The following is a 23,740-nucleotide window of genomic DNA, read 5'->3' on the forward strand; positions in this document are numbered from 1 at the left end:
CCGTGCTCGTAGTGCTTGACCGGGATCTCCCAGGGCCTCGCGACACCTTCACGGATCTTGAAGCCGTACCGCTCGGCGTCAGCGGGCGACACCTGGTCGATCTCGTAGTGGCAACGCGGGCACGCCCACAGCAGATTGCTGGACTGGCTCGACCACCGCTTCTTCGTGCCGCCCGACTTCTTCCCTTCGCGGTGAGCCATCTGCAGGTCGCCCCACGCCTGGCCGACGCACTTGATGCCGACCTCGCAGTAGGTGCCGTTCCTGTCGCGGAGCAGGTCCTTGACGTCTGGCGTAGGCCTCGTGCGTGTGCGCTTCGGACGCTTGGACTTAGCGCCGGCCTTGCGCTCCAGGGCCTTGCCACCGGAGGGCATCCACGCCTTCCGCTTCGGCCCCTCACCGCGGGACATCGGCGTCTTGCGCTGCGGAGGTATGCCCCGCTTGATGCCGGTCTGCTTCACGGGTGCCCCCCGAGCGACTTCATCTCGTCGCGGGCTGTCGCGGAGATTGTGCGAGCGGCGTCCTGGTCGTCCGACAGCGCCTTAAGCGCCTTGTCGCACGCCTTCACCTTGCGCTCGGCCACGTTGGCGTTGAAGCGGGCATCGGCGGCGGCGAGCATCGCGATCTGGCGCCGCTCGTCCATGGGGCGATGCTCAGCCTTCAGGAAGGCCTCGGCGAATGTGACCTCGGCTGTCTTGGTCGCTTCGGCTGCCTCGTTGTTGAGCCGCTCGTACTCGTCGATCTTGTCTTTGATCATGCGGCTGATGTGGATGATGATCCCGGCCGCCTTGTTCGGCGTGATGTCGACCTGGGGGTGGTCCATGTCCCAGTGGTCAGTCATGCTGCTCGCCCGCCTCGATCGCGGGCTTGAGGAGGTCACCGATGAGCGGCTGGAGCTCGCCGGCCTCCCACGCCTTCCACACCACGGCGCGGGCGCCTTCGTCGGGCTTGTATCGGAACTCGCCGGTCGGCTCCTGCCGGGTAACGTCCGCAACCTGGATGCGCGTACCCGCGGCGTCCTTCAGGTAGCCGTTGCTGTCGGTCTTCTTGAACAGTGACTTCAGGTGGGCGTCGCGGATCTTCCGGTATAGCAGGTGCGGCATGTGGTCGCGGACGAACTCGATCAGATCGGGGTCCGTGAGGGCCTCCGGCCGCAGTTCCTCGACCAGCTCGTCCGGGTCGTCGTTCGCGACGATCGCGGCGAGGGTCGACATGCGGTACTTGCGCGTCGCCGGGCCGGCGAGGATGCTCAACGGGCCGAGGACCGTCCCGTCGGGCATCTCCACGTCCAGCGACTTGGTTCCGCTGTCCTTGCGGAGCTCGGCGAACACCGGCTCTGCTTCCTTGCGGATCCGCTCGTAGCCTTCGGCGACGATGTCCGACAGGGCTCGCGCCGCGGCGACCTTGAGGGCCTGCTGCTTCGCGTTCACGCGGCGACTCCCTGCTCCTTGGCGGGCTGGGAGTCCTGCGTGATGTACGCCTGCAGCCTCTTGATGACCTGGTCGGCCTCCCCGCCCGTCAGGACATCGGACTCGACGACTTCGCGGCCGAGGATCTCGCCGGTGAACTTCAGCCGCGCATCCTGGTCGGGCATGTCCGCGTCACCCCACAGAGCCGCGAGATGGGCGAGCTGCTGCTCGGTCGCCGGCTCCGCCGCGGCCTTGGCCTGGCCGAGACGGCCGATGAGAGCGCCGAGCGCCTCTTCCTTGTCGTGCTCGTTCGGCACGAGGACGCCGAGCATCGACTTGGCCTCGCCCCGATACAGCTCCCGCAGCCGCGCCGAGTTGGTGGCGGGGTCGAACACCTCGTCGCGGATCTGCTCCGGGGTGCGCTCCGGCTTCGCCTCCACCAGGTCCCGGGCGTGCGCCTTGGCCGGGTCGCACTTGAGGACCTCGAAGACCAGCCACTCAAGGTTCCACTCGCCGGGCAGGGTCCGCGGTTCGTCTCGGCCGGGCCGGATGCCGGCGTGAACCGATCGGGCACCGATGACGACTCCGGGCCCGTCCCGGGAGACGCGAACCCAGCAGGTCGCGTCGAACGCGAGGTTCTTGTGGCCCTCGACCCGGTAGGTCTTCTTACCTTCGACCGGCTGGCCGTTGTCGCCGATCACGGCGACTTCCTTGCCGCGCGCGGTGATCAGAACGATGCCGGGGAACGTCATGAGCAGGCGCATCAGCTTGCCGTGCCGTGCGTTGGCGTCGTTCCAGTAGTTCGTCGAGACAGAGATCTCGGCGTTGGGGTCCTCTGCGAGCTTCTTCCGGTTCGACTTCGAACCCTTGGCCCGGTTGTGGGCCCAGTCCTTCAGCAGATCCCACTCGGCGGTCATCGCGTCGATGGTGAGCACCACGGGCTTCTCGCCCTTGGCGGCGGCCTGCCCGGCGATCGCGCGGACCTCCTCGACGGCGGCGTAGAGGCTGGCAAACGAGCCGTCGTGCTCGACCACCAGGTAGTCCGCCCCCGGGATAGCGCCGTACTCGTCGGCGGATCCCTCGCCGAGGTCGATCCAGTACATCTGGCCGATCCGGTCGGACGCCGAGAACTCGGCGCACGACCAGCTCTTGCCGGCCTTCTCTCCACCCTCGATGAGGATCAGTGGCCACGGGACGGCGCCCGTGGGGCGGCGGGTCTTCAACGGCATTACTGCGTGTCTCCTACGTTCTCGTTCACGTCGTCGTCGCGCTGGGAGCGGCGGTATTCCTCTTCGGCTTCGTCTCCGATGTCGGGCCCGCCACCGATGTCCGGCGCCTGCCGGTGCGAGACGACCCAGGCGTCCACGGAGGCGAGGGACACCACCTGGTGGTCGAGGTCCACCCGGTGCGTCAGCTCGCCGGCCACGGCCATCTCCAGGACCTCGCGCTCGGGGATCCGCATCCGGACCGCGGCCTCGGTGACCGTCATCCACCCGTCCCGGGTCATCGGCCACCGTCCGGCGTCTCGCCCCGCAGGATCGCCTCGACGTGCGCCCGGGGGATGCGGTGATGACCGCCAGGGGTCTTGATCGACGGGATACGCCCAGCGGCGGCCCACCGAGTGACCGTTTTCGCGTCGACCCTCAGAAGCTTGGCGACCTCGCCAGTGGTCAGAAGCTTGGTCTCACCCACAGGGCTCACCGCCCGCCTTCTCTTCGCGGTGGACCAGGACAACCGGCCCTAGCGAGTCCTTGAAGTCCTCTGGCGAACAGTCCTCTGCCCGGTCGGCGCGATACATCCAGACGGCCCCGAAGGGCACGACATGGGCGAGGGCGAACCATGGCCGACCTTCGCCGTCGTGCCACTTGTCGCCGACCTGTGGCGGCCAGTTGGCGGGCGCTGCCCGTGCGACCGTGACCCCCGGGTCGCCCATGTTCACGGTGTGAGTGCGGTCGTCCTTGCTGCCGGGGACACGGAAGACCAGCACCGTCCCGGTGTCGATGCCGTCGCGCTTGGTGCCGAACAGGTTGATGGCACGGGCGCCTTTGATGGTGATGTCGTAGGTCGCCCCGACCTCCAGCTCAGCCACGGGTCACCTCCAGCACCTGTCCGGCGTGGTGGGCTGCCTTGGTCAGCGCGCCGAGGATCTCGGCGTCCGAAGCGCAGTCCGCCCAGTCACCCAGGGCGCGGACCATGTCGTCCACGGGCAGGTGCCACGTCTCGACGCGCGGCACCGCGGCGGCCACCAGGAACCACGCGGCGTCCACTAGGACCCGGTCGCCGCCGGCGATCTGCGACTCGGGCAGGGTGCGGAGCCCCATCCAGTCGTCGGGCTCCAAGCCGGCCGCGACCGCGAGGGCGCCGAGCGGGTCGACCGACCCGTCGCCGAGCTCGTAGTTCCCGCGGCACCGGCCCCGCATCTCCAGGACACCGATCGCGGCGTTGAGGATGTTCTCCGGGGTCACTGGGCACCTCCGAGCCCGCGCGTGATCCGCTCGATCGCCTCGACCGTGTCGAGGTACAGCGACGTGTAGCGGACGCGCATGTTCTTCCAGTCGTCGATCGCCTTGGCGGCGCCGAGCTCGGTGAGCCCGCCCTGAGACCACTCGGCCAGGCTGGCGACCGCCTCGCCGCGGGAGATCAGCCCGTCGTCGACGGCGCGGCCGAGCGCTTCGATCTGGTCCACGAGGGGCGTGCGGGCGGTCACTGGCCCTCACCCCCGGCGGCGTGCCCGGACAGGACCGTGCGGAGGGTCTCCACGACGTGCTCCGGCGCCGCGTCGAGCGGCAGGTCCAGGGCCTCCAGCAACTCGTTGCTGCCGTCCGACCGGAGTCGCGCCCACCGCCAGGCGTCGGCGGAGGACTCCCAGGAGACGAGCACCCCGTGCGGGTGCTCGTCGATGTTGACCGCCGACTGGTCATCCCAGATGAGGACGGCGTCGTCCATGGTGGTGCAGCCGTCGCCACGCGGGTCGATCTCCGCATCCGACACCCACCACCGCGTGGGCTCCAGGTCGATGGCGGTCAGAGCGGCCAGGACGGCCGCGATGTACGGCTCGTGCGTCAGGCTCATCACGCCGTCGCCTCCGAGGGGACGGCCTTGGCGTCGGCCCGCTCGAACAGGACGACGTCGAGCGCCTGGAGCGTCTCCTCCCACAGCGCCGTCAGCCCGCCCTCGGCCGCCAACCGGAGACCCTCCTGCCGCTCGGCCTCCAACCGGCCGGTGTCCCAGGTGCGGGCCCTCTCGACCATCACCGCGACGATGCGGTTCTGCTCCAGGACGGCGCTCACCGCGTCACCGCCGCGGCCTGCTCGGGCAGGTCGAACGTCAGGGTGTACTCGACCTTCTCGACCGTGCCGGTGACCCGGTGGGTGGCCACGCGGTGCGCGTCGGTGTACACAAAGACGCGGACCGGTCCAAAGCTCAGCTTCACTCCGGCGAAGCGCCCGTCGACGTCCGGCTCGACCCGGCCGCCAGCGTCCACGCACGCCTGCGAGGCGTCGACCATGAACCGGGCCGGGTCCTCGGTGTGATGGCTGAGATAGCGCATGACCGAGCTGATCGATCCGACGCTGGCACCCTCGGCGATCTCCGGGTGGTCCTCCAGGAACCCGGCGAGACGGGACCAGCCATCCGCGTACTGGCGGGCTTCGACGACCACCGGGGGTGTCGCCTGCTCGTTTTGGGTTACCGTGTTCTTCACGGCCACCTCCTTCTTGACGTTGCGGGTGGTTGGCGGGCCCGGCCGGCGGAATCGGCGCGGGCCCGCGGCGTTTGCACGGTCAGCTACAGGCCGGACAGTCGACGTCGGCCAGCGCAAGGCAGACCAGACACGTCTCGTCGTCGCCGAAGTCGGCCACAACCTCGTCGGACACGTCCAGGCCACACAGCGACACGTCCGGGGTGCAGCAGCAGATCAGGTGGTTGTCGCCCGGATCGGCCTTGGGCCGCACCGGGGCGGGTTTGAGGACGAGCAGCATGGAAGCTTCCTCAGGGGGTCGTGGGGGTGTCGTCGTCTTTGGCGTCGAGCTCGGCGAGCAGCTCGCAGCGGGCCTTGAAGCCGGCGATCGCGTACTCTTCGGGGGTCACGCCGCACCCGCCTCTTCTGCCGTGGCCTGCCTCTTGGCGGCCTTGGCCTGGCGCATCCGCAGCGCGATCCGGTCGTAGTGCGCCTTCTTGGCGTTCATCGCGGCCTTCAGGCGGATCGCCGGGAGCATGGTGCTCTCGGGGTCGACCTTCTTCTTCCAGTACTCGATGGAGGCCGGCGAGTTGTTGCGGGCCTTGGCAGTCGCGCCAACCCTGTTGCCTTCGCGGGACCAGCGGGTGTTCGCGGCGATGCTCGCGATGACGCGGCGCTCTTCGGGTGTCGAGGCGGCCATCAGGACCGACTCCGCTTGGACGTGGTCGAAGCCTTGGCCAGCTGTGACTTGTCGCACTGCAAGATGCGCAGGAGCGCTCCAAAGAGCTTCGGGCTCGGTTGCCGGTCGCCGCCCTCCAGCCGATAGATGGTCGAGGCGTGAACCTTTCGACCGAGGTCAGCGGACAGGAGTTCGGCCAGCGCCGGCCCGGAAAGCTCTCGCTCTTCGCGGGTGATCTGTAGCTTGCGCCCGTCGATCGGGATGGATCGCATGCATGGCAGGTTATGCCAAGTTATGCCCCAATGGAAGGCCAGTTAGGGAAGTTACTGGGCTTGACTGGACAAGTCCAAGCGCTACCGGTGGATGATGGCCGCTACTGGCCCGGAATTGACGCCAGGTGGCGGCTAGACCGGCCCAGCTTTGTCAGGCACACTCAGGCACATGGACGCCAACCGCGCTCGTCTCGCGGAGCTACTGAACGAGCGCCGCCTTGAGTTGCGCCTACGCTGGACCGATGTGTCTGAGCTCGCCGGCGTGACTCGCGAGACGCTACGTCAGGTGCGCCGAGGCGAGGGTGAGATACGAGAGCTGACCAAGCGTGGCATCGAAACTGCGATGCAATGGTCACCTGGGAGCGTCGATGCGATCTTGAGGGGCGAGAAGCCGTCGGCGCTTACACCGGCTAGCGGGTTCGCCACCTACTCGGAGTTTCCGTCCGCCGGAGTCGAGGTGCGCAACGGCGGCGAGACGGTGACGATGACCGCAGCGGATACCGGCCAGCGGGTCCCGTCTTGGTTCGCCACCGAAGTGACCCGCCGCGGCCTCCAGGTCGAGGCGCTGACGCTCGCACACCTGCGAAGCATCGCGGCATATTACGGATACACACTCGCGGAATTGCTGCTGAACGCCGGGCTGGCCGACGACAACGATCTTAGAATAAGCGAGCGCCCCGTCTCCCAGCGAGGGAGCGAGGCGCTCGCAGAATTCGATCAAGCGATGGAGAGTATTACCTCCTCTCGCTTCCTCTCCGCCCGGAAACGTCGAGAGATCGAAGAGCTCATCGCCAATGCGCGGCAAGAAGCTCTGGAGAAATTCAAGAGGGGCAGGTAGACCTCTCGCCTTCCTCAGGCGACGCTGCGCACCCGTGTTTCAGGGTGCAACTGCTGAGGCCGCCGGTCTTCGGCTTCCTCTTCCAGGGCACCCTTCAGGCGTGCCAATTCGATCTGGGTCCGCGCGATCGCCAAGGCGCCGTGATCCCCCCTGGTCAGCCAGGTCGCCAGCGCGAGAAGGCTGACCAGCAGGGTGGCCAGCCACAGAACGAGAAACAGCTTGAGCGGGATTTCCGCCGCGGCTGCGGTAATAGTGATCGCCCAGAGCAGTCCGGCCCCGCCCTTAATGATCAAACGTGATCGTCTTGCGGTCGTCATTCGTTCCCCTCCATCAGCCGCGCGCGGTGCGGCTACTGCGACACGGTGCTTTCCCCAGGCATTCGCGGCAGCGGGCCCCACTTTAGGACAAGTCGGCGGGGTATGGAACGGTTCCAAATAATTTTTTTGTCGGTGGTCTAATCCACTTCACCTGCACGCATGCAGCAAGCTACGTACTGTGATTGAAATCTTCACCAAGTGCGGCTTATGCCCGCGATGTCGGTTACGCCCCGCGAACATCGGTAACACTGATCTCACCCGTGGGCTAGTGTCCCAGGAAGAAGCCGAAGCTCAGATGCGGTCCCCCGGCGACAGCCGGGCATGCGCCTGCCACGCCCGCCGATCCGCCGCCGACCGTCCGTACCGGCGGACCATCTCCCACGACGCCCACCCGGCGATCCGCATCAGGTCGCCCTCGTTGCCGCCGGCCTCCAGCCAGTCGTCGGCGAAGGTGTGCCGGAACCGGTGCGCGTGGACGCCGGTCACGCCGGCCTGCTTACCGCGGCGCTGCAGCATCTGGTGGATCCCCGAGTCCTTCAGTTGCCCTTTGGGGCCGAGCCACAGCCACTGGGAGTCGGCCTGCGGGTGGCGGGCCCGGGCCCGGATGTAGCGATCCAGGTCGCGGGCGGCCTTGTTGCCGATGGGGATGAACATCGTGTCGCCGCCCTTCTTGCGGATGCGCAGCAGCTTGCGGGAGAACAGCACGTCGCTGTCGTCCTGCTCGGCCGAGTAGCGCAGGGTGGCCAGCGAGTTCAGCCGGAGCCCGGTGTCGATGAGGATCCGCATGATCGCGGTGTCGCGCCGGTCGTTGAACTGCGCGCCCGAGGCGACCTTCAGCAGCTTGGCCAGCTCCTCGTCGGAGAACGTCTCGGTGGGGTTGTCGGGCACCTTGGGCTCGGTGACGTTTGCCATCGGGTTGGGGCTGGTCCGCTCGCCTTCCCTGACGAGCCAGCCGAACAGCACCCGGAGGTTACGGAAGTGCTTGGCCGCGTCCCCGGGGCTGGACTGGGTGATCGAGCAGCCGTGCGGCTGTGGTTCGGCGGTGTCGTCTTCGCCGTCGACCCAGCAGCCGTGGATCTTGACGGCGAGATAGGCCCGAATGTGATCGGCTTGTACTCCCTCAACCGTGCGGGGCATGTCATGCTCGGTCAGGTAGTGGTCGAACTGCCGGGCGGTGAGGAGGTAGGAGGTGATGGTCCCTTTGGACTTGTTGGACGCGGTGAGTGAGAGCTCCCAGGAGCCCAGCAGGGGGCGCAGGAGCGATGATCTATCCTGGGTCTTGCGCCGGGGGGTCACGCGGCGAATACTATGCTCTCGCCTGTGTGTGCGACAGGGTCTTACGGAAGCAGCGCGGGATAGACCCTGGTAGATAGGTGTTTTTGCGGGGCGGTAGCTCAGCCGGTCAGAGCAGCGGACTCATAATCCGTAGGTCGTGGGTTCAAGTCCCACCCGCCCTACTTCTCAATACCGCGCGAGCGGAAGCGGGTGCTCCCTGGGCGGGCGAGCGGGGGCCCACTGATGTGGCTTTCCACCGCTGCTACGCGACGCGTCGATCGGCCCGCCTGAGTTGGTTCAGGGTCGCGGGGTCCAGATGGAGCGTGAAGGGCGGCCGAGAACGAGGTCGGGCTGGACCACTACGAGGTTAGCGAGCACACCGCCTGGTACCCGCATGTCACCTTGGCGCAATCGGCCGAGGCAGACCTGATGATCTTCGAGTCCCCAGCTCGACATCGTGGCAGAATGTGACCATGCGGCCACCCCGAGCGAGGTACTTCAACACCACCGGCCCATGCGGCCCTTCGCACCACTACATGCTGCCCCCCACCGAGCGGCTCCCGCAGGCGCGTGAGCTCATCGAGATGGACCGCTACTTCGTGGTGCACGCGCCCCGGCAGACCGGCAAGACCACCATGCTGCGCACTCTGGCGTCCGAGCTGACCGCCGAGGGGGACATCGCCGCCCTGATGTTCTCCTGCGAAGAGACCAAGGTGGCCGGTGACGACTTCACGGCTGCGGAATCGATCCTGCTGGGTTCCATCCGTGAGGCCGCCGAGCGGTCGGGATGGCCTGAGGAGCTGATGCCACCCGATTCGTGGCCGCAGTCGCCCCCGGGTACCCGGGTCCGTACAGCGCTGAGCGAGTGGTGCCGCCGCTGCCCGCGCCGGGTGGTGCTGCTCCTCGACGAGATCGACGCACTGCAGGGCAACAGCATGGTCAGCATCCTCAGCCAGCTCCGCGCCGGTCACAACGCGCGGCATGAGGGCTATCCGTTCCCCGCCTCAGTGGTGCTGTGCGGGCTGCGCGACCTGCGTGACTACAAGGTCGCCTCAGGCGGTGAACCCGGCCGCTCCAACCCGGCCAGCCCGTTCAACATCGTCGCCGAATCGCTGCGCCTGGGCGACTTCACCGCCGACGAGATCGCCGAGCTGTACGACCAGCACACACAGGAGACCGGCCAGGAGTTCACCAAGGACGCGCTGGAGCGCGTCTTCGAACTCACACAAGGACAACCATGGCTGGTCAACGCCCTCGCCTTCGAGACCATCCTCCAGATAGGGACGACCGCCACCATCACCATCGGGCAGGTGGAGGAGGCCAAGGAGCGCTTGATCCGAAAGCGAGCCACCCACCTTGACGCCCTCGTAGCGCGGCTGCGCGAACTACGGGTGGAACGGGTGATCGAACCGATCCTGGCAGGAACGTGGCCAGACATAGACACTTCTTTCGACGATGATGTCTCCTACGTTCACGATCTGGGCCTCATCCGGGGGACCAGGGAGCTGGAGATCGCCAACCCGATCTACCGAGAGGTCTTGCTACGGGTTCTGGGCCATCGTACGGAACGGTTCGTGCAGGCCGATCCGCGTAGCTTCGTTTTGCCGGATGGGCGGTTCGACATGCCGCGCCTGCTGGAGGAGTTCGTGGTGTTCTGGCGCGAGCACGGCGAGGTGCTCATCCGGCAGGAGGGCTACCACGAGGCCGCCTGCCAGATCATCCTCATGGCCTTTCTGCACCGGCTGGTGAACGGCGGAGGCCAGCTCGACCGGGAGTACGCCGCCGGCACCAAACGCCTGGACGTGCTGGTCCGCTGGCCCTTCACCGACTCCGAAGGCGGACGGCACCTGCAGCGAGAGGCCATGGAGCTCAAGGTCTGGCGAGCGGGTGAGAACGACCCGATGCCCGACGGCCTCGCGCAGCTCGACCGCTACCTGGACCGTCTCACCCTCACCACCGGCTCCCTGGTCATCTTCGACCGCCGCCCCGAGGCCCCGCCGTGGAAGGAACGCGGCGGTTTCGACCAGGCGACCACGCCGTCCGGACGCCAGGTCACCGTTCTGCGGGTGTGACAGGCGTGTCGGCAGGTCCGCGCAACACGAACGAGTCCTCGCCGCGAGCCGCGGGTCGCTCGGTCGGTCGGGGGTTTCAGGAGGGCGATTCGGTGCCGGCCTGCTCGCTGACCATGTAGTCGGCGTACCAGGCCGGCCAGTCCGGGTCCTCGGCGCCGATGCGCGCCTCATGCTCGCCGTGGGCGGCGGCGGCGCGGCGCAGTGCGGCGGCGAGATCGGAGGCCGAGGTGAACGTGGTGACCGAGGGGTCCAGGCGTCCCGGCAGCCGGGTGGTGATCTCTTGCAGCACCCAGCCGTTGCCGTCCGGGTCGCTGAACGACAGGAACGAGCCGTAGCTGCCGCGCCGCGGATCGGGGCCGGGCACGCGGGCGTCGGTCCCCGCGTGGTGGAAAACGCCGCCGGCGTCGTGGAACACCTCGCTCGGGCCGGCGCCGAGCCGGGTGAGCTCCGCGTGCGCGGCCTCGATGTCGTCGACGATCAGGTGCAGTCCCTGTGCCGAACCCGGCGCCTGGGAGGTGACCGAGGTGCCGAAGATGACCGAGGCCGGCGAGCCGGGTGGGGTGACCTGCACGACCCGGAAGTCCTCGCCGGTGGCGATGTCGGCGTCGAGTCGCCAGCCGAGCGCCGTGTAGAAGTCCTTGGCCCGGTCGACGTCGGAGACCGGTATCACGACGACTTCGAGTTTCATGTCCATTGAAGTTGCGCCTCCTGCGCTGGTCGGTGGTGCCGGCGCGGTGAGACTCACCGCGGTCGATCTTAGAGTCTCACCGGCCGGGGAAAGGTCGCGCTGCCGCTCAGCCGAGGTGGGAGACCTGGTAGTGGGCGAAGCGCCAGCCCTCCGGCGTCCGCTTCACCAGCACGCCGAGGTGGACGTGGAGGGTGGGGCGGTCGGTGAAGGAGAAGTCGACGGCCAGGTAGCCGAGGACGAGGTCGTCGGCGAGGGCTCTGGTCTCCAGGGCGCGGTACGCGGCCGCCAGCCCGGGCGGCTGGGAGTCGTAGTAGGCGGCGATGCCCGGCCGTCCGACGCTGTAGGGGTGCAGGCCCTGGAAGATCGCGTCCTCGGTGAACAGAGCCGCCACCTGCTGCGGCTCGTGCGCGTCGACACCTGCCTTCCACCGGTCGAGGACGTCCCTGAGGATCGTCTCTCTGTCCTGGTCACTGCTCATCGGGCTTCTCCTCGCCATAGGGCCGAGACTCGTGTGGGCCGCGGTCAGTGGCCGGCGCTCATGCCGCCGTCGACGTGCAGGATCTCACCGGTGACGAAGGGTGCGTTCTCCAGGTAGACGACCGCGTCCACGATGTCGCTCGTCTCCCCCATCCGGCGTACCGGGTGCAGCGCCGCGAGGGCCTCGTGGGTCTCCTCCGGGTGCATCGGGGTCTTGATGGTGCCCGGCGAGACGGCGTTGACCCGGATGCCGCGCGTGGCGTACTCGGTGGCGAGGGACCTGGTGGCGGCCTGCAGGCCACCCTTGCTCAGCGAGGCCAGCACGGACGGGACGCGGGCGTCGGGGTTGTCGACCAGGCTGGTGGTGATGCTGACCACGTGGCCGCCGCCCTGGGTGAGCATGCGTGCGACGGCGAGCTGGGTGATGTGGAAGAAGCCGTCGAGGTTCACTCCGGTCACGGCGGCGTAGTCGTCGAGGGTGTAGTCGGTGAACGGCTTGGCGACGAAGATGCCCGCGTTGTTGACCAGGCTGTCCACCCGGCCGAACCGCTCGACGGCAGCGGTGACCGCGCGTTCGGCGGTGGCGCGGTCGGCGACGTCGCCCTGGACGGTGAGGATGCCGGGATCCGCGGAGGGGGCGATGGTGCGCGAGACGGCGACGACGGCGTAACCCAGCTTGCGGTAGGCCTCGACGATGCCGGCCCCGAGGCCCTGCGACGCACCGGTGACGATGGCGACCTTCTGCTGCTCAGTGCTCATGATGACCTTCTTCAGGTGGTGATGATCTCGGCCGATCGACTTACTAGACAACCGGTCGTCTATTGAAATCCGAACGTAGGCAGACAACGGGGTGAAGTCAAAGGTCCATGGCGCCCGAGCCGGGACCGGAAACCTCCAAGTTGTTAGCCCCAGGCTCTCAGCCCAGGTCAGCGGCCTTTCGCCCGGCCGACCGGGACACGGCGCCGTCCGGGCGGCGCCGGTGCGGGTCGTCCTCGGGCAGCCAGGCGTCCGGGCCGTGGATCCCGAAGTCACCCTCGTCGCGGAGCGCCTCGGCGACGGCGAGCACCTCGGCGCGGGTCTCGCCGCGGCGCCACACCAGCGACCAGGTCCAGTAGACCTCCGGCCGCGCGACCGGGCGCCGGACCAGGTCCGGTGGCAGCGGGGTGTCCTGCCCCTTGGGGGAGTTGATGATCGGACGGCCGCAGCGGCGCACGTGGTCGAAGAACGCCGGGCCGGTGATGCCGCCGTCGGAGATGCGCACCGCGCGCGCCCCGGTCCGCCGGGCCAGCTCCTCGGCGTAGACGTTCCAGGACGACCAGGAGGTCGCGTCGTCGTCGAGGAGCACGGCGGTATCCCGGGCGGGAACCGTACTGGTGGCGGGACCGGGGGCGACGGCGTAGAGGCGGTCGGCGCCGATGAGCCGGGCATGCAGGCCGCGCTGTTCCAGGTCGCCGGCGCGCACCCAGCACACCGCGAGGTCCAGGCCGCCCTCGGCCACCCGGGCGGCCTGGGTGTGCGAGGGCGCGACCCAGGCGTCGACGTGGACCTTGGCCACCTCGGCGGTGCGGGCGGCGAGGCCCGGCGGCAGCCGGTTCACGTAGCCGAGCCGGACCGGTTCGTAGCCGGACAGCCGGCGGGCGCGGTGCCGCAGGTCGTCGGCGCTTTCCAGCAGGGCCCGGGTGTGCGGGAGCAGCGCGGCGCCCGCCGCGGTGAGGGACACCGAGCGGCGGTCCCGGTCGAACAGGCGCACGCCGAGGTCGCGTTCGAGCGCCTTGATCTGCTGGGACAGGGACGGGCCGGCGATCAGCAGGCGCCCGGCGGCGCGGCCGAAGTTCAGCTCCTCGGCGACCGCGACGAAGTACCGCAGCTGGCGCAGCTCCACGTTGGTCATGCTACGCGGCTGAGAGGCTGTGCCTACCAGCAGGGAGCACACCGGTCGTGGCGTCGATCCGGCGCGGGCCGGACGATGGAAGGCTCCGCGACGGCTACCACCAGGCGCTGATCCTGGCCGCCATCGTCGTCCTGGCGGCGGCCGTGACCGCCGCCGTGCTGCGCGTGGGCTTCATCCGCCGCACCCTGACGGTGAGACCACCCGCTCCGGTGGACGACGTCCCCGACCTGCCCCACCGGCGCCCCTGACGCCGGGCCGGGCATCACCTCGACAGAGGGATCACCGGCACGCCGCCGGTCACGTCGTGCCGACCGGCACCGATGGCGTGCTCGGGGCCTTGGACGACGCCGGCGGTGTGGTCGGAGCCTTGGACGACGCCGACGACGTGCTCGGGGCCTTAGATGATGTCGACGACGCGCTCGGGGCATTGGACGACGCCGGCGCCGTAGTCGGAGCCTTGGACGACGCCGGCGGTGTGGTCGGAGCCTTGGACGACGCCGGCGGCGTGCTCGGGGGCGTCGTGGAGCCGATGTCGGTGACCTGGCCGGTCGCCGGGACCACGACGCGACCGATCGGGTGCCAGCAACCGCCGCCGAGCCGCGCGTACAGGACCAGGTTCGCCTGGTCCGGCTGCTCGGTGCCGACCGCAGGCGCGACGACGACGCCGTCCGTCGGGTCCTGGCCGCTCGGCGGGGTGGAGCCGGTCGAGGGATCGAGCCACGTCTCGGCGCCGGAGCCGGGACCGGTCCGGAGGTCGGCGGCGAACGCCTCGGCCGGAGCCGTCGCGACCGCGAAGCCGATGGCCGACGCGGTCACGGCGATGCACGCGCGTCCGACGACGGCCGCTCCCAGGGAAACGCTTGACATGTACCCATCTCCTTGCTGTCTCAGCCGAGGGCCGCCGCCGGGTCGGCCGCGGCCGTGGTGACCCGCTTCGTCATCCCCGTGCGGTGATCTATGGAACCAGGGTTCACCTGCGCTTTCGGCAATGGAACGAACAGAGATCGGCAAGGTCTGGGTGCAATTCCGATATGACGTACGGAGCGGCAGCAACGCCGAAGCCATCGCCACGGCAATCGAAGCCCGCTTTGGCCACCGCGTCCGCAGTTATCGATGTGCGTCCGGAAGTCATCGGTTTCTCGCCGTCGGTCGCCGAGGGTTCTCCGTCCGAAAACCGGTGGCCGGCGAGGCGGGGGGTGGTCCTACGATGGCCCGGTGCTGACGCCCCCCGACGGCCTTCCCGAGGACACGCTGGTAGCCGTGCTTGCGCGCGAGTGGGGCGTGGACGTCCGCTCGATGGCCTACCGGCCGGTCGCGCCGTCCCCGCCGCGGAGGCGGGCCCCGAGGTGATCTTCGCGCGGCTGCGCAACGGCCTGGCCACCGCCTGTGCCCTGCAGGAGCACGGCCCGGAGTTCGCCGTGGCCATCGGTCCCGCATAGGGCACCGCCGTTGCGGGCAGTCGGTGACCTTAGCGGTGCGCGAGGAGGGGTCGTGGAGCGTTCGTACGTGGTGACGGGTGGCGGGCAGGGCGTCGGGCGGGCGGTGGCCGAGCGGCTGCTGGCGCAAGGTGGTCACGTCGTCGTCATCGAACTCGACCCGGCCGCCGTCGCCTGGACCGTGGCACATCCCGCCGGAGGCCGGGTGGCGGCGGTGACCGGTGACGCCGCCGACGAGGCGGTCACCGAGCGGGCCGCCGACCGGGCCGAGGCGGGCGCTCCCCTGGCCGGCTGGGTGAACAACGCCGCGGTGTTCCGCGACGCCGCGCTGCACGCGGCGCCCGCGCGCGAGGTCCTCGACCTCATCGGCCTGAACCTCGCTCCCGCGGTCGCCGGCTGCGCCACGGCGGTGCGCCGCTTCCTCGCGGCCGGCGGCGGAGGGGCGATCGTCAACGTCTCCTCCCACCAGGCGCAGCGCGCGGTCCGCGGCGCACTGCCGTACGCGACCGCCAAGGCCGCCGTCGAAGGGCTGACCCGCGCCATGGCCGTCGACTACGGCCCGTCGGGGATCCGGGTGAACGCCGTCGCGCTCGGGTCGATCAGCACGGCGCGGTACGAGGAGTACCTGCGGCGGCAGGAGCCGGCCGCGGCCGAGCACGTCGAGCGGGAGATGCGCCTGCTCCATCCGCTGGGCAGAGTGGGCCGCCCGGAGGAGGTCGCGGCGGCCGTCGCGTACCTGCTGTCCGACGAGGCGGGCTTCGTCAACGGGGCCGTGCTGCCGGTGGACGGCGGGCGCTCGGTGCTCGGCCGCGACCCCGAGGAGATCTGACCGCCCGGTCTGGAACGCCGTCTCCATCCGGACGGCCCTCCTGTGCCGCGGCGGGTCCATGCCTCCAGGTGGTTCGGTCACCGGGGAGGTGCACGGGGCCCCGCCGCAGGGCGGCACCGGCGTTCGCCGTACACCTTCCCCGCCGACGCGGTGCCGATGACAGGACCATCGGACGGACGGGAGGAAGACACCGGGCGAAGGATCCGGTCCCGGCACCGAGACGGCTCCCGGGATGGCCCGCCTTGTTGCTTACAGGCCGTTGACTCGGCTGTAGCACGTATGTAACCTTTGGCCAACGCACTGCAAGAAATCGGCAAATAGCTGTTCCTTTTCTTTCTACAGCCTGCAACTTCCGGCTGGACCGCAATGCGTGCGTGCGTCCACCCGGCTCCCATTCAGGGAGGCCCTTCGGTGATGTCGGCCACGACGTCGCGCTGCCGGTCACCGCCGGCGATCCGCGCGACCCTCACTCCCCCTCCCCGGCGACCCTTCGCGAGCGGCCCGCCCATCCGCCGCTCTCCCCCGGCGGTCGCCCGCGCACGGGTTCCGTCCCCTCCTGGGCGCTCCTGGTCACGGGCGTTCCGCTTCCTTTCGACCTCTGCCTCGAGATCACACCCCCCGGCGACCCGGCGGGCACCCCCGCTCCGCCGCGTGTCGTCCCACCGAGAGATAGAGAACGCGATGCGAAACAAGCAGCACACGGTTTTACGGCTGGTCGCGGCCTTCCTCGCGGCCGGCCTGCTGGTTCTCGCGGGGCCGGTCCTGCCGGCGTCCGCGGCCGGCCCGAACCTCGCGGCGGGCAAGACGCTCACCGCGAGCAGCTTCACCGACGTCTACCCGGCCGGCAACGCGGGCGACGGCAACCAGGCGACCTACTGGGAGAGCGCCAACAACGCCTTCCCGCAGTGGATCCAGGTGGACCTCGGATCCGCCCTGAGCGTTGATCAGCTCGTTCTCAAGCTGCCCGGCTCCGGCTGGGGAGCGCGTACCCAGACCCTGACCGTGCAGGGCAGCACCAACGGCTCGACGTTCTCCACCATCGTGGGCTCGGCGGGGTACACCTTCAGCGGCACCAACGTGGTGACCATCGGCCTCACCACGACCACCACCCGGTACGTCCGGCTGACCTTCACCGCCAACACCGGGTGGCCCGCCGCGCAGCTCTCGGAGTTCGAGGTGTACGGCCCGGTCAGCGGTGACACCCAGGCGCCGACCGCGCCGACCGGCCTGGCCTACACCCAGCCGGCCTCCGGGCAGGTCAAGCTCACCTGGAACGCCTCCACCGACGACGTGGGGGTCACCGGGTACACCATCTACGCCAACAACGCCGTGCGGGCGACGGTCGCGGGCAACGTGCTCACCTACACCGACACCCAGCCGGACACCGCGACCGTGTCGTACCGGGTCACGGCCAAGGACGCCGCCGGGCACGAGTCGGCGAGCAGCAACACCGTCACCCGCACCGGAAGCGGTGACCCCGGCACGAACCTGGCCGCGAACAAGCCGGTCAGCGCCTCGTCGTACGTGCACACCTTCGTGGCCACCAACGCCAACGACGGCAACCTGACCACCTACTGGGAAGGCGCCGGCGGCAGCTACCCGAACACGCTGACCGTGCAGCTCGGCGCGAACGCGAGCGTCCGCCAGGTCGTGGTCAAGCTGAACCCGGACCCGGCCTGGGGCTCGCGCACGCAGACCTTCCAGGTGCTCGGCCGCGACCAGAACGCGACCTCGTTCACCAGCCTGGTGTCCTCGGCGGCGTACTCCTTCGACCCGGCCACCGGCAACACGGTGACGATCCCGGTGACGGCCACCGTCGCCGACGTGCAGCTGAGGTTCACCGCCAACACCGGCGCGCCGGCCGGGCAGGTCGCCGAGCTCCAGGTGATCGGCACGGCCGCCCCGAACCCCGACCTGACCGTCACCGGCGTCACCGCCTCCCCCGCCTCCCCTGTGGAAACCGACGCGGTCACCCTGTCGGCCACGGTGCGCAACGGCGGCACGGCGGCCTCGGGCGCGACGAACGTCGACTTCTATCTGGGCGCCACCAAGGTGGGCACCGCGTCGGTCGGCGCGCTGGCCGCCGGGGCCACCTCCTCGGTCTCCGCCACCATCGGGCCGCGGGACGCGGGCACCTACCAGCTGACCGCCAAGGTGGACGAGTCCAACGCCGTCGTCGAGCTGAACGAGACCAACAACTCCTTCACCAGCCCCACCTCGCTGGTCGTCCGGCCGGTCGACAGTTCCGACCTGGTCGCCGCGACGAGCTGGACGCCGAGCAACCCGTCGGCGGGCAACACCGTCACCTTCTCCGTCGCGATCAAGAACCAGGGCACGATCGCGTCCGCCTCGGGCGCGCACGGCATCACGCTGACGGTCGCCGACCAGAACGGCACGGTGGTCCGTACGCTGACCGGCTCCTACAACGGCGTCATCGCCGCCGGGGCCACCACGAGCCCGGTGAACCTCGGCACCTGGACGGCGGCGAACGGCAGGTTCACCGTCCGTACCGTACTGGCGGCCGACGCCGGCGAGCTGCCGGTCAAGCAGGCGAACAACACCACCAGCCAGTCCTTCTTCGTCGGCCGGGGCGCGAACATGCCCTACGACATGTACGAGGCCGAAGATGCGGTGACCGGCGGCGGCGCGCAGGTGGTCGGCCCCAACCGCACCATCGGCGACCTGGCGGGCGAGGCCTCCGGGCGCAAGGCCGTGACGCTGAACTCCACCGGCAGCTACGTCGAGTTCACCACCAAGGCCAGCACGAACACGCTCGTCACGCGGTTCTCCATCCCGGACGCGGCGGGCGGCGGCGGCATCACCTCGACGCTCAACATCTACGTCAACGGCACCTTCCTCAAGCCGATCGACCTGACCTCGCGGTACATCTGGGTGTACGGCAACGAGGCGGGCCCGTCGAACTCGCCGGGGGCGGGCGCGCCGCGGCACATCTACGACGAGGCGAGCGTCATGCTGGGGCAGACCGTCCCCGCGGGCAGCAAGATCAGGCTGCAGAAGGACCCGGCCAACTCCACCACCTACGCGATCGACTTCGTCAACCTGGAGCAGGTGTCGCCGATCGCCAACCCCGACACGGCGAAGTACGCGGTGCCGTCCGGGTTCGGTCACCAGGACGTGCAGAACGCGCTGGACCGGGTGCGGATGGACACCACCGGCACCCTGGTGGGCGTGTACCTGCCGCCGGGCACCTACGACACCGCGCAGAAGTTCAACGTGTACGGCAAGCCGATCAAGGTCGTCGGCGCCGGCCCGTGGTACACCCAGTTCCGCGCGCCGCAGAACCAGGAGAACACCGACATCGGGTTCGACACCTCGTCCTCGGCCAACGGGTCCTCCTTCTCCGGGTTCGCCTACTTCGGCAACTACACCACCCGCATCGACGGCCCCGGCAAGGTGTTCAACTGGGCGGGCGTCGCCGACATGACGATCGACAACGTGTGGGCCGAGCACATGGTCTGCCTGTACTGGGGCCAGAACACCGACCGGATCACCATCAAGAACTCGCGGATCCGCGACATGTGGGCCGACGGCGTGAACATGACCAACGGCAGCACCGACAACCACGTGGTCAACAACGAGGCCCGCTCGACGGGCGACGACAGCTTCGCGCTGTTCTCGGCCATCGACGCCGGCGGGGCCGACGAGAAGAACAACGTGTACGAGAACCTGACGTCCCTGCTGACCTGGCGCGCCGCGGGCGTCGCGGTCTACGGCGGGTACGCCAACACCTTCCGCAACATCTACATCGCCGACACCCTCGTCTACTCGGGCATCACGATCAGCTCGCTGGACTTCGGGTACCCGATGAACGGCTTCGGCGCCAGCCCGCCCACCCAGTTCCAGAACATCAGCATCGTCCGCGCGGGCGGGCACTTCTGGGGCCAGCAGACCTTCCCGGCCATCTGGCTCTTCTCGGCCTCGAAGGTGTTCCAGGGCATCCGGATCAGTGACGTCGACATCGTCGACCCGACCTACAGCGGCATCATGTTCCAGACGCAGTACATCGGCGGCCAGCCGGTCAATCCGATCACCGACACCGTCCTGACCAACGTGACGATCTCCGGAGCGCGCAAGAGCGGCGACGCGTTCGACGCCAAGTCCGGGTTCGGCATCTGGGTGAACGAACTGCCCGAGCCCGGCCAGGGCCCGGCGGTCGGCTCGGCCACGTTCAACAACCTCGTCCTGCGGGACAACGCGCAGGACATCAAGAACACCACCTCCACCTTCACCATCGTCCGGAACTGACGGACGGTCACCGCGCACCCCGCGGGGTGCGCGGTGACCTCCCCGCGTCGGGCCGGCCCGGGCTCGGCCGGGCGGGCCGTCGCGACCATGGTGTTAGGGTGCGGCGTGTGCGGCGGATTCTCGTCGCCGGCATCACCGGGGCCGGCAAGTCGACGATGGCGCGGGAGCTGGGCCGGCGCCTCGGGGTGCCGTACCACGAGATGGACGCCCTGCACTATGTGGCTCCGGGTTGGGGCGTGGACGAGGAGTTCGCGGCCAAGGTGGCGGCCATCACGGCGGCGCCTGCCTGGATCTTCGACTCGTTCGGCTACCCCGAGGTGCGCGATCTGCTGTGGGAGCGCGCCGACACCGTGGTCTGGCTGGACTACGGCCGGGCGGTCATCATGCCGCGCGTCCTGCGCCGCTCGCTGCGCCGGACGCTGCTGCGCGAGCGGATTTTCGGCGGCAACCGCGAGACGCTGTCCGGCTGGTTCCGCCGGGACCACCCCGCGTGGTGGGCCTGGTCCCAGCACGGCGCCCGCCGCGCCGACATCGCGAGCCGCGTCGGCGACCCCCGCTTCTCCCACCTGCGCGTGATCCGCTTCGGTGCCCCCCACGAGGCCACCGCCTGGCTGGGCGAGGTCCCCGGCGCCCCGCCCGGGACCCGCGCCCTCGGCTGAGGCTCCCGCGTCGTCCCTCGCCCCGGACGCTGGTGTTACCACCACGAGCAGGGCTCGGGCGGCCCGGGGCCGCGGGAAAGGGTTCTTTCCGCGGCCCCGGGGGTTCCCGCCTCAGCAGGCCGGGCCAGGTCGGCCCGGCCAAGCCGCCGGGGTCAGGTCAGATCGGAGCATTTGCGGGCGTCAGGGTCCTTGCCGGCGCCCGGCACCCAGCGGACGTTGGCGAAGGACGCGGAGAAGGCCGCTTCGGTGTAGACGAGGAACGGCGTGTTGACGTTCTCGAAATCCAGGTTCGGCGAGAAGCAGGACACCGGGATCTTGACGGTGGCCTTGCTCCCCACCGGAAGGTTCTGGAACAGCGAGGTCGCCACCACCTCGGCCAGGCACGGGTACACGCAGTGCGCGCTGATCACCGTCCGGCCGGCCGGCGGCTGGTGGACGATGGTGTCGAACTCCAGGGCGGCGTCGGCGTTCAGGTAGCCGCGCAGGTCGGTGCCGCCGGCCGGGTTCTGCATGTAGAGCTGCGCGGGGCCGCCGGTCCAGGTGGCCTTGAGGCCGTCCTGCTGGACGTTCACGTCGGAGGGCACGACGTTGATCTCGGTGTGGGCGGCCTCGCCGTCCGCGCCGATCTCGGTGCCGCTCCAGTTCTCCGCCGAGCCGATGAGGCTCTTGTACGGGGCGACGTCGGTGCGGTTGAACACCTCCAGGTCCTCGGTGGCGGTGCCTCCGCCGCCGCCGGTCGAGCCGCACGCGCCGGTCTGCGCGGTCTCGTCGAGGGCCCCCACCGAGCCGGTCTGCCCGTAGCGCAGGCCGTAGCCGATCGGGAAGAGCGGGTCGTAGCCCGGGTCGCCCACGTTGAGCGGGGTCTGGCAGGCCTCCTTGGGCCAGGAGTAGGACAGCTTGCCGGTGTAGCCCTGGCCCGTGCGCGGGCCGCGCACCAGCAGGTCGGCGACGCCGCCGCCCTCGGTGCCGGGCAGCCAGGCCGCGACGAACGCCTCGGAGCGGTTGAGCTCCTTGTTGACCTGCAGCGGGCGGCCGGAGAGGTACACGGTGACGACCGGGGTGCCCTTGCCGTGGACCTTGTCCAGGACGGCCAGGTCGCCGGGGTACAGCGCGGCGGCCTGCAGCGAGCGGCGGGCGAGGTCGCCGACGCCCTCGGCGTACGGCGTCTCGCCGATCACCGCGATGACCGCGTCGTAGGCCGACGGGTCGACGCCGTCCGCGTTCTCGCTGAAGGTGACGTTGCCGGCGCCGAGCGCCTCGCGCAGTCCGCCGAGGATGGTCGTGCCGTTCGGGAAGTCGGCGTTGGTGTTGCCGGTGCCCTGCCAGGTGAGGCTCCAGCCGCCGGTCTGGTTCGGCAGGCTGTCGGCGCTCTTGCCGACGACCAGCACCTTCGACCTCGGCGAGAGCGGCAGCACCTTGCCGTTGTTCTTCAGCAGCACCTGCGACTCGCGGACGGCCTTGCGGGCGAGCGCGCCGGCCTGGAGCGCGGTGGCGGAGCCGGCGAAGGCCCGCTTGGAGGGCTTGGGCGCGCCGAACAGGCCGGCGCGCAGCTTCACCCGGAGGATGCGGGTGACCGCGTCGTCGACGCGCGCCATCGGGATCTCCCCGCTCTGCACCTGGGCGATGGTGTTGGCGATGAACGCCTTCCAGTCGTTCGGCACCATGATGACGTCGAGGCCGGCGTTGATCGCCCGGGCGCAGCTGGAGTTGGTGCAGCCCGTGACCTGGCCGTGGGCGTTCCAGTCGCCGACGACCAGGCCGTCGAAGCCCATCTTGCCCTTGAGGATGTCGGTGATGGCGTGCCTGCTGCCGTGGATCTTGCCCTCGTCGATGCCGAGGTCGGCGTTGGCCCAGCTGTTGAACGAGGCCATCACGGTCTGCGTGCCGGCGGCGAGCGCGCCGTAGTAGCCCTGGCCGTGGATGTTGGCCATCTCGGCCTCGGAGGACGGGTTCACCCCCTGGTCGGTGCCCTTGATGGTGCCGCCGTCACCGATGAAGTGCTTGGCGGTGGCGAGGACGCCCCTGTCGCCGACGCCGCGCGGGTGGGTGCCCTGCAGACCGCGCACGGCCTCGTACCCGTAGGCGCGGGTGATGCGCGGGTCCTCGGAGAAGCCCTCGTAGATGCGGCCCCACCGGTCGTCGCGTACGACGGCGAGGGTCGGCGAGAACGCCCAGTCCTGCCCGGTGGCGCGGACCTGGGCGGCGGTGGCGGCGCCGATGTCGCGGATCAGGCAGGGGTCGTGGGCGGCGCCGAGGCCGATGTTGTGCGGGAAGAGCGTGGCGCCGTAGACGTTGCTGTTGCCGTGAACGGCGTCGATGCCCCAGATGACCGGGATCTTGGTCCGGGTGGAGACGGACGCCTGCCAGTAGGCGTCGGCCAGGTCGAGCCACGCCTTCTGCGGAGCGTGCTTGTCACGGCCGGGCCATGAGCCGCCGCCGTTCAGCACCGTGCCGATGAAGTACTGCGCGACCTCGGCCGGGGTGATGGCCGAGATCTCCGGCTGGACCATCTGGCCGACCTTCTCTGCCAGGGTCATGCCCGAGACGATCTTGGCGATCCGCCGCTCGTCCGCGGGGTTCTTCTCGATCCGGCTGACGACCTTGGGCCAGTCGGCGAGCTTGGGCAGGGTCTTCTCGATGCGGGCACAGCCGTGCTCGTCCAGGGCGGGCTTGCCGATCACCGGTTGCCGTGGGCCCTTCGCGCTGTCTGCGCCCGCGCCGGGCACTCCGACGACGCCACCGGCGAGGAGTGCGAGCCCGGCCAGCAGCACGGTGGCGCGGCGGCGGGCGCGTGATCGGACAGGGGGTCTGGTCATTGGCGTCCGTTCTGTTGCACTGCGCGGGTCGGGTACGGCCCCCCGCAGCCGCACTGCTCGGATCTTCACCGTGTGAAAGCGCGGAGTCAAGAGTGCGGTAGAGCGCTCTCCGAGAGGGCTGAGACCCGCGTGATCGGCGT

Annotated in this window: 30 protein-coding genes and 1 tRNA gene; 8 read left to right on the forward strand and 23 right to left on the reverse strand. The window is 69.6% G+C overall.

Annotated elements, in window-relative coordinates:
- The 15 genes from IEY93_RS00800 to IEY93_RS00870 all read right to left on the reverse strand — a co-directional run.
- Positions 1-458: hypothetical protein (locus IEY93_RS00800; RefSeq protein WP_189160963.1), on the reverse strand; the 458-nt coding region annotated here is incomplete at its 3' end.
- A complete protein-coding gene (locus tag IEY93_RS00805; protein WP_189160964.1) occupies positions 455-838 on the reverse strand; it encodes a hypothetical protein in 384 nt (127 codons plus the stop codon). The genes IEY93_RS00800 and IEY93_RS00805, both read right to left, overlap by 4 nt.
- Positions 831-1,427, reverse strand: a complete 597-nt coding sequence (locus IEY93_RS00810; RefSeq protein ID WP_189160965.1) for a hypothetical protein — start codon at positions 1,425-1,427, stop codon at positions 831-833. Before IEY93_RS00810 ends, IEY93_RS00805 begins: the two co-directional genes overlap by 8 nt.
- The gene (locus tag IEY93_RS00815; RefSeq protein WP_189160966.1) at positions 1,424-2,635 is read right to left on the reverse strand and encodes a hypothetical protein; all 1,212 of its coding nucleotides are present in this window, start codon (positions 2,633-2,635) and stop codon (positions 1,424-1,426) included. The genes IEY93_RS00810 and IEY93_RS00815 overlap by 4 nt, the downstream gene beginning before the upstream one ends.
- A complete protein-coding gene (locus tag IEY93_RS00820) occupies positions 2,635-2,913 on the reverse strand; it encodes a MerR family transcriptional regulator (RefSeq protein ID WP_189160967.1) in 279 nt (92 codons plus the stop codon). The genes IEY93_RS00815 and IEY93_RS00820 overlap by 1 nt, the downstream gene beginning before the upstream one ends.
- Positions 2,910-3,107, reverse strand: coding sequence for a helix-turn-helix domain-containing protein (locus IEY93_RS00825; protein ID WP_203967889.1), 198 nt, complete (start codon positions 3,105-3,107; stop codon positions 2,910-2,912). The genes IEY93_RS00820 and IEY93_RS00825 overlap by 4 nt, the downstream gene beginning before the upstream one ends.
- Positions 3,091-3,495, reverse strand: a complete 405-nt coding sequence (locus tag IEY93_RS00830) for a hypothetical protein (protein ID WP_189160969.1) — start codon at positions 3,493-3,495, stop codon at positions 3,091-3,093. Before IEY93_RS00830 ends, IEY93_RS00825 begins: the two co-directional genes overlap by 17 nt.
- Complete coding sequence (locus IEY93_RS00835; protein ID WP_189160970.1) at positions 3,488-3,871, reverse strand: DUF6197 family protein; 384 nt, start codon at positions 3,869-3,871, stop codon at positions 3,488-3,490. The genes IEY93_RS00830 and IEY93_RS00835 overlap by 8 nt, the downstream gene beginning before the upstream one ends.
- Positions 3,868-4,113 (reverse strand): hypothetical protein, encoded by a 246-nt coding sequence (locus tag IEY93_RS00840; protein ID WP_189160971.1) that lies wholly within the window; start codon positions 4,111-4,113, stop codon positions 3,868-3,870. Before IEY93_RS00840 ends, IEY93_RS00835 begins: the two co-directional genes overlap by 4 nt.
- Entirely contained in the window at positions 4,110-4,478 is a 369-nt protein-coding gene (locus IEY93_RS00845; RefSeq protein WP_189160972.1) for a hypothetical protein, read from the reverse strand. Before IEY93_RS00845 ends, IEY93_RS00840 begins: the two co-directional genes overlap by 4 nt.
- Positions 4,478-4,696 carry a hypothetical protein gene (locus tag IEY93_RS00850; RefSeq protein WP_189160973.1) on the reverse strand — a complete coding sequence of 73 codons (219 nt, stop codon included), beginning with the start codon at positions 4,694-4,696 and terminating at the stop codon, positions 4,478-4,480. Before IEY93_RS00850 ends, IEY93_RS00845 begins: the two co-directional genes overlap by 1 nt.
- Complete coding sequence (locus tag IEY93_RS00855) at positions 4,693-5,109, reverse strand: hypothetical protein (RefSeq protein WP_189160974.1); 417 nt, start codon at positions 5,107-5,109, stop codon at positions 4,693-4,695. The genes IEY93_RS00850 and IEY93_RS00855 overlap by 4 nt, the downstream gene beginning before the upstream one ends.
- Positions 5,110-5,188: 79 nt before the next feature.
- Positions 5,189-5,386 (reverse strand): hypothetical protein, encoded by a 198-nt coding sequence (locus tag IEY93_RS00860; RefSeq protein WP_189160975.1) that lies wholly within the window; start codon positions 5,384-5,386, stop codon positions 5,189-5,191.
- Positions 5,387-5,491: 105 nt separating this feature from the next.
- On the reverse strand, positions 5,492-5,785 hold the full coding sequence (locus IEY93_RS00865) for a hypothetical protein (protein ID WP_189160976.1): 294 nt from the start codon (positions 5,783-5,785) through the stop codon (positions 5,492-5,494).
- Positions 5,785-6,036, reverse strand: a complete 252-nt coding sequence (locus tag IEY93_RS00870; protein ID WP_189160977.1) for a helix-turn-helix domain-containing protein — start codon at positions 6,034-6,036, stop codon at positions 5,785-5,787. Before IEY93_RS00870 ends, IEY93_RS00865 begins: the two co-directional genes overlap by 1 nt.
- Before the next feature lie 169 nt (positions 6,037-6,205).
- Between IEY93_RS00870 and IEY93_RS00875 the strand changes: the two genes are divergently transcribed.
- Positions 6,206-6,874, forward strand: coding sequence for a hypothetical protein (locus tag IEY93_RS00875; RefSeq protein ID WP_189160978.1), 669 nt, complete (start codon positions 6,206-6,208; stop codon positions 6,872-6,874).
- Positions 6,875-6,888: 14 nt separating this feature from the next.
- On the opposite strand, the gene IEY93_RS00880 is transcribed toward IEY93_RS00875, so the two are convergent.
- Positions 6,889-7,191 carry a hypothetical protein gene (locus tag IEY93_RS00880; RefSeq protein WP_189160979.1) on the reverse strand — a complete coding sequence of 101 codons (303 nt, stop codon included), beginning with the start codon at positions 7,189-7,191 and terminating at the stop codon, positions 6,889-6,891.
- A 291-nt stretch (positions 7,192-7,482) separates the two neighbouring features.
- Complete coding sequence (locus tag IEY93_RS00885; protein ID WP_189160980.1) at positions 7,483-8,487, reverse strand: tyrosine-type recombinase/integrase; 1,005 nt, start codon at positions 8,485-8,487, stop codon at positions 7,483-7,485.
- An 87-nt stretch (positions 8,488-8,574) separates the two neighbouring features.
- Between IEY93_RS00885 and IEY93_RS00890 the strand changes: the two genes are divergently transcribed.
- Positions 8,575-8,648: transfer RNA gene (locus IEY93_RS00890), tRNA-Ile, on the forward strand.
- Between the two features lie 291 nt (positions 8,649-8,939).
- Positions 8,940-10,538, forward strand: coding sequence for an ATP-binding protein (locus tag IEY93_RS00895; RefSeq protein WP_203967890.1), 1,599 nt, complete (start codon positions 8,940-8,942; stop codon positions 10,536-10,538).
- 76 nt (positions 10,539-10,614) lie between these two features.
- Here IEY93_RS00895 and IEY93_RS00900 read toward each other — a convergent pair whose 3' ends face one another.
- The 4 genes from IEY93_RS00900 to IEY93_RS39510 form a co-directional block, all read right to left on the reverse strand.
- The gene (locus IEY93_RS00900; RefSeq protein WP_229690743.1) at positions 10,615-11,226 is read right to left on the reverse strand and encodes a VOC family protein; all 612 of its coding nucleotides are present in this window, start codon (positions 11,224-11,226) and stop codon (positions 10,615-10,617) included.
- A 106-nt stretch (positions 11,227-11,332) separates the two neighbouring features.
- Positions 11,333-11,704: an SgcJ/EcaC family oxidoreductase gene (locus tag IEY93_RS00905; protein WP_189160982.1), complete on the reverse strand. Its 372-nt coding sequence runs from the start codon at positions 11,702-11,704 to the stop codon at positions 11,333-11,335.
- Between the two features lie 44 nt (positions 11,705-11,748).
- Positions 11,749-12,462, reverse strand: a complete 714-nt coding sequence (locus IEY93_RS00910) for an SDR family NAD(P)-dependent oxidoreductase (RefSeq protein WP_189160983.1) — start codon at positions 12,460-12,462, stop codon at positions 11,749-11,751.
- A 157-nt stretch (positions 12,463-12,619) separates the two neighbouring features.
- Positions 12,620-13,594, reverse strand: a complete 975-nt coding sequence (locus tag IEY93_RS39510) for a LysR family transcriptional regulator (RefSeq protein WP_189160984.1) — start codon at positions 13,592-13,594, stop codon at positions 12,620-12,622.
- Positions 13,595-13,641: 47 nt separating this feature from the next.
- Here IEY93_RS39510 and IEY93_RS00920 point away from each other — a divergent pair, with 47 nt between their 5' ends.
- Entirely contained in the window at positions 13,642-13,842 is a 201-nt protein-coding gene (locus IEY93_RS00920) for a hypothetical protein (RefSeq protein ID WP_189161174.1), read from the forward strand.
- A gap of 49 nt (positions 13,843-13,891) precedes the next feature.
- Here IEY93_RS00920 and IEY93_RS00925 read toward each other — a convergent pair whose 3' ends face one another.
- Entirely contained in the window at positions 13,892-14,461 is a 570-nt protein-coding gene (locus IEY93_RS00925) for a hypothetical protein (protein ID WP_189160985.1), read from the reverse strand.
- Positions 14,462-14,809: 348 nt separating this feature from the next.
- Here IEY93_RS00925 and IEY93_RS39235 point away from each other — a divergent pair, with 348 nt between their 5' ends.
- The 4 genes from IEY93_RS39235 (at position 14,810) to IEY93_RS00940 (ending at position 20,784) form a co-directional block, all read left to right on the forward strand.
- Entirely contained in the window at positions 14,810-14,944 is a 135-nt protein-coding gene (locus tag IEY93_RS39235; RefSeq protein ID WP_268241513.1) for a hypothetical protein, read from the forward strand.
- Positions 14,945-15,085: 141 nt separating this feature from the next.
- A complete protein-coding gene (locus IEY93_RS00930) occupies positions 15,086-15,859 on the forward strand; it encodes an SDR family NAD(P)-dependent oxidoreductase (protein WP_189160986.1) in 774 nt (257 codons plus the stop codon).
- A 681-nt stretch (positions 15,860-16,540) separates the two neighbouring features.
- On the forward strand, positions 16,541-20,125 hold the full coding sequence (locus IEY93_RS00935; RefSeq protein WP_189160987.1) for a discoidin domain-containing protein: 3,585 nt from the start codon (positions 16,541-16,543) through the stop codon (positions 20,123-20,125).
- Between the two features lie 107 nt (positions 20,126-20,232).
- A complete protein-coding gene (locus IEY93_RS00940; RefSeq protein WP_189160988.1) occupies positions 20,233-20,784 on the forward strand; it encodes a P-loop NTPase family protein in 552 nt (183 codons plus the stop codon).
- Positions 20,785-20,936: 152 nt separating this feature from the next.
- Here the strand turns inward: IEY93_RS00940 and IEY93_RS00945 are convergent, their stop codons facing one another.
- Positions 20,937-23,600, reverse strand: coding sequence for a glycoside hydrolase family 3 protein (locus tag IEY93_RS00945; protein WP_189160989.1), 2,664 nt, complete (start codon positions 23,598-23,600; stop codon positions 20,937-20,939).
- Positions 23,601-23,740 lie beyond the last annotated feature (140 nt).

Source organism: Sphaerisporangium melleum (assembly GCF_014646695.1).
In the GTDB taxonomy this organism is placed as follows: Bacteria; Actinomycetota; Actinomycetes; order Streptosporangiales; family Streptosporangiaceae; genus Sphaerisporangium; species Sphaerisporangium melleum.

Excerpts from the sequence above, each read along its gene's own strand:
- IEY93_RS00805 (WP_189160964.1), bottom strand. The coding sequence starts at position 838 with ATGACTGACCACTGGGACATGGACCACCCCCAGGTCGACATCACGCCG.
- IEY93_RS00815 (WP_189160966.1), bottom strand. The coding sequence starts at position 2,635 with ATGCCGTTGAAGACCCGCCGCCCCACGGGCGCCGTCCCGTGGCCACTG.
- IEY93_RS00820 (WP_189160967.1), bottom strand. The coding sequence starts at position 2,913 with ATGACCCGGGACGGGTGGATGACGGTCACCGAGGCCGCGGTCCGGATG.
- IEY93_RS00845 (WP_189160972.1), bottom strand. The coding sequence starts at position 4,478 with ATGAGCCTGACGCACGAGCCGTACATCGCGGCCGTCCTGGCCGCTCTG.
- IEY93_RS00860 (WP_189160975.1), bottom strand. The coding sequence starts at position 5,386 with ATGCTGCTCGTCCTCAAACCCGCCCCGGTGCGGCCCAAGGCCGATCCG.
- IEY93_RS00865 (WP_189160976.1), bottom strand. The coding sequence starts at position 5,785 with ATGGCCGCCTCGACACCCGAAGAGCGCCGCGTCATCGCGAGCATCGCC.
- IEY93_RS00870 (WP_189160977.1), bottom strand. The coding sequence starts at position 6,036 with ATGCGATCCATCCCGATCGACGGGCGCAAGCTACAGATCACCCGCGAA.
- IEY93_RS00875 (WP_189160978.1), top strand. The coding sequence starts at position 6,206 with ATGGACGCCAACCGCGCTCGTCTCGCGGAGCTACTGAACGAGCGCCGC.
- IEY93_RS00880 (WP_189160979.1), bottom strand. The coding sequence starts at position 7,191 with ATGACGACCGCAAGACGATCACGTTTGATCATTAAGGGCGGGGCCGGA.
- IEY93_RS00895 (WP_203967890.1), top strand. The coding sequence starts at position 8,940 with ATGCGGCCACCCCGAGCGAGGTACTTCAACACCACCGGCCCATGCGGC.
- IEY93_RS00900 (WP_229690743.1), bottom strand. The coding sequence starts at position 11,226 with ATGAAACTCGAAGTCGTCGTGATACCGGTCTCCGACGTCGACCGGGCC.
- IEY93_RS00905 (WP_189160982.1), bottom strand. The coding sequence starts at position 11,704 with ATGAGCAGTGACCAGGACAGAGAGACGATCCTCAGGGACGTCCTCGAC.
- IEY93_RS00910 (WP_189160983.1), bottom strand. The coding sequence starts at position 12,462 with ATGAGCACTGAGCAGCAGAAGGTCGCCATCGTCACCGGTGCGTCGCAG.
- IEY93_RS39510 (WP_189160984.1), bottom strand. The coding sequence starts at position 13,594 with ATGACCAACGTGGAGCTGCGCCAGCTGCGGTACTTCGTCGCGGTCGCC.
- IEY93_RS00925 (WP_189160985.1), bottom strand. The coding sequence starts at position 14,461 with ATGTCAAGCGTTTCCCTGGGAGCGGCCGTCGTCGGACGCGCGTGCATC.
- IEY93_RS00935 (WP_189160987.1), top strand. The coding sequence starts at position 16,541 with ATGCGAAACAAGCAGCACACGGTTTTACGGCTGGTCGCGGCCTTCCTC.
- IEY93_RS00945 (WP_189160989.1), bottom strand. The coding sequence starts at position 23,600 with ATGACCAGACCCCCTGTCCGATCACGCGCCCGCCGCCGCGCCACCGTG.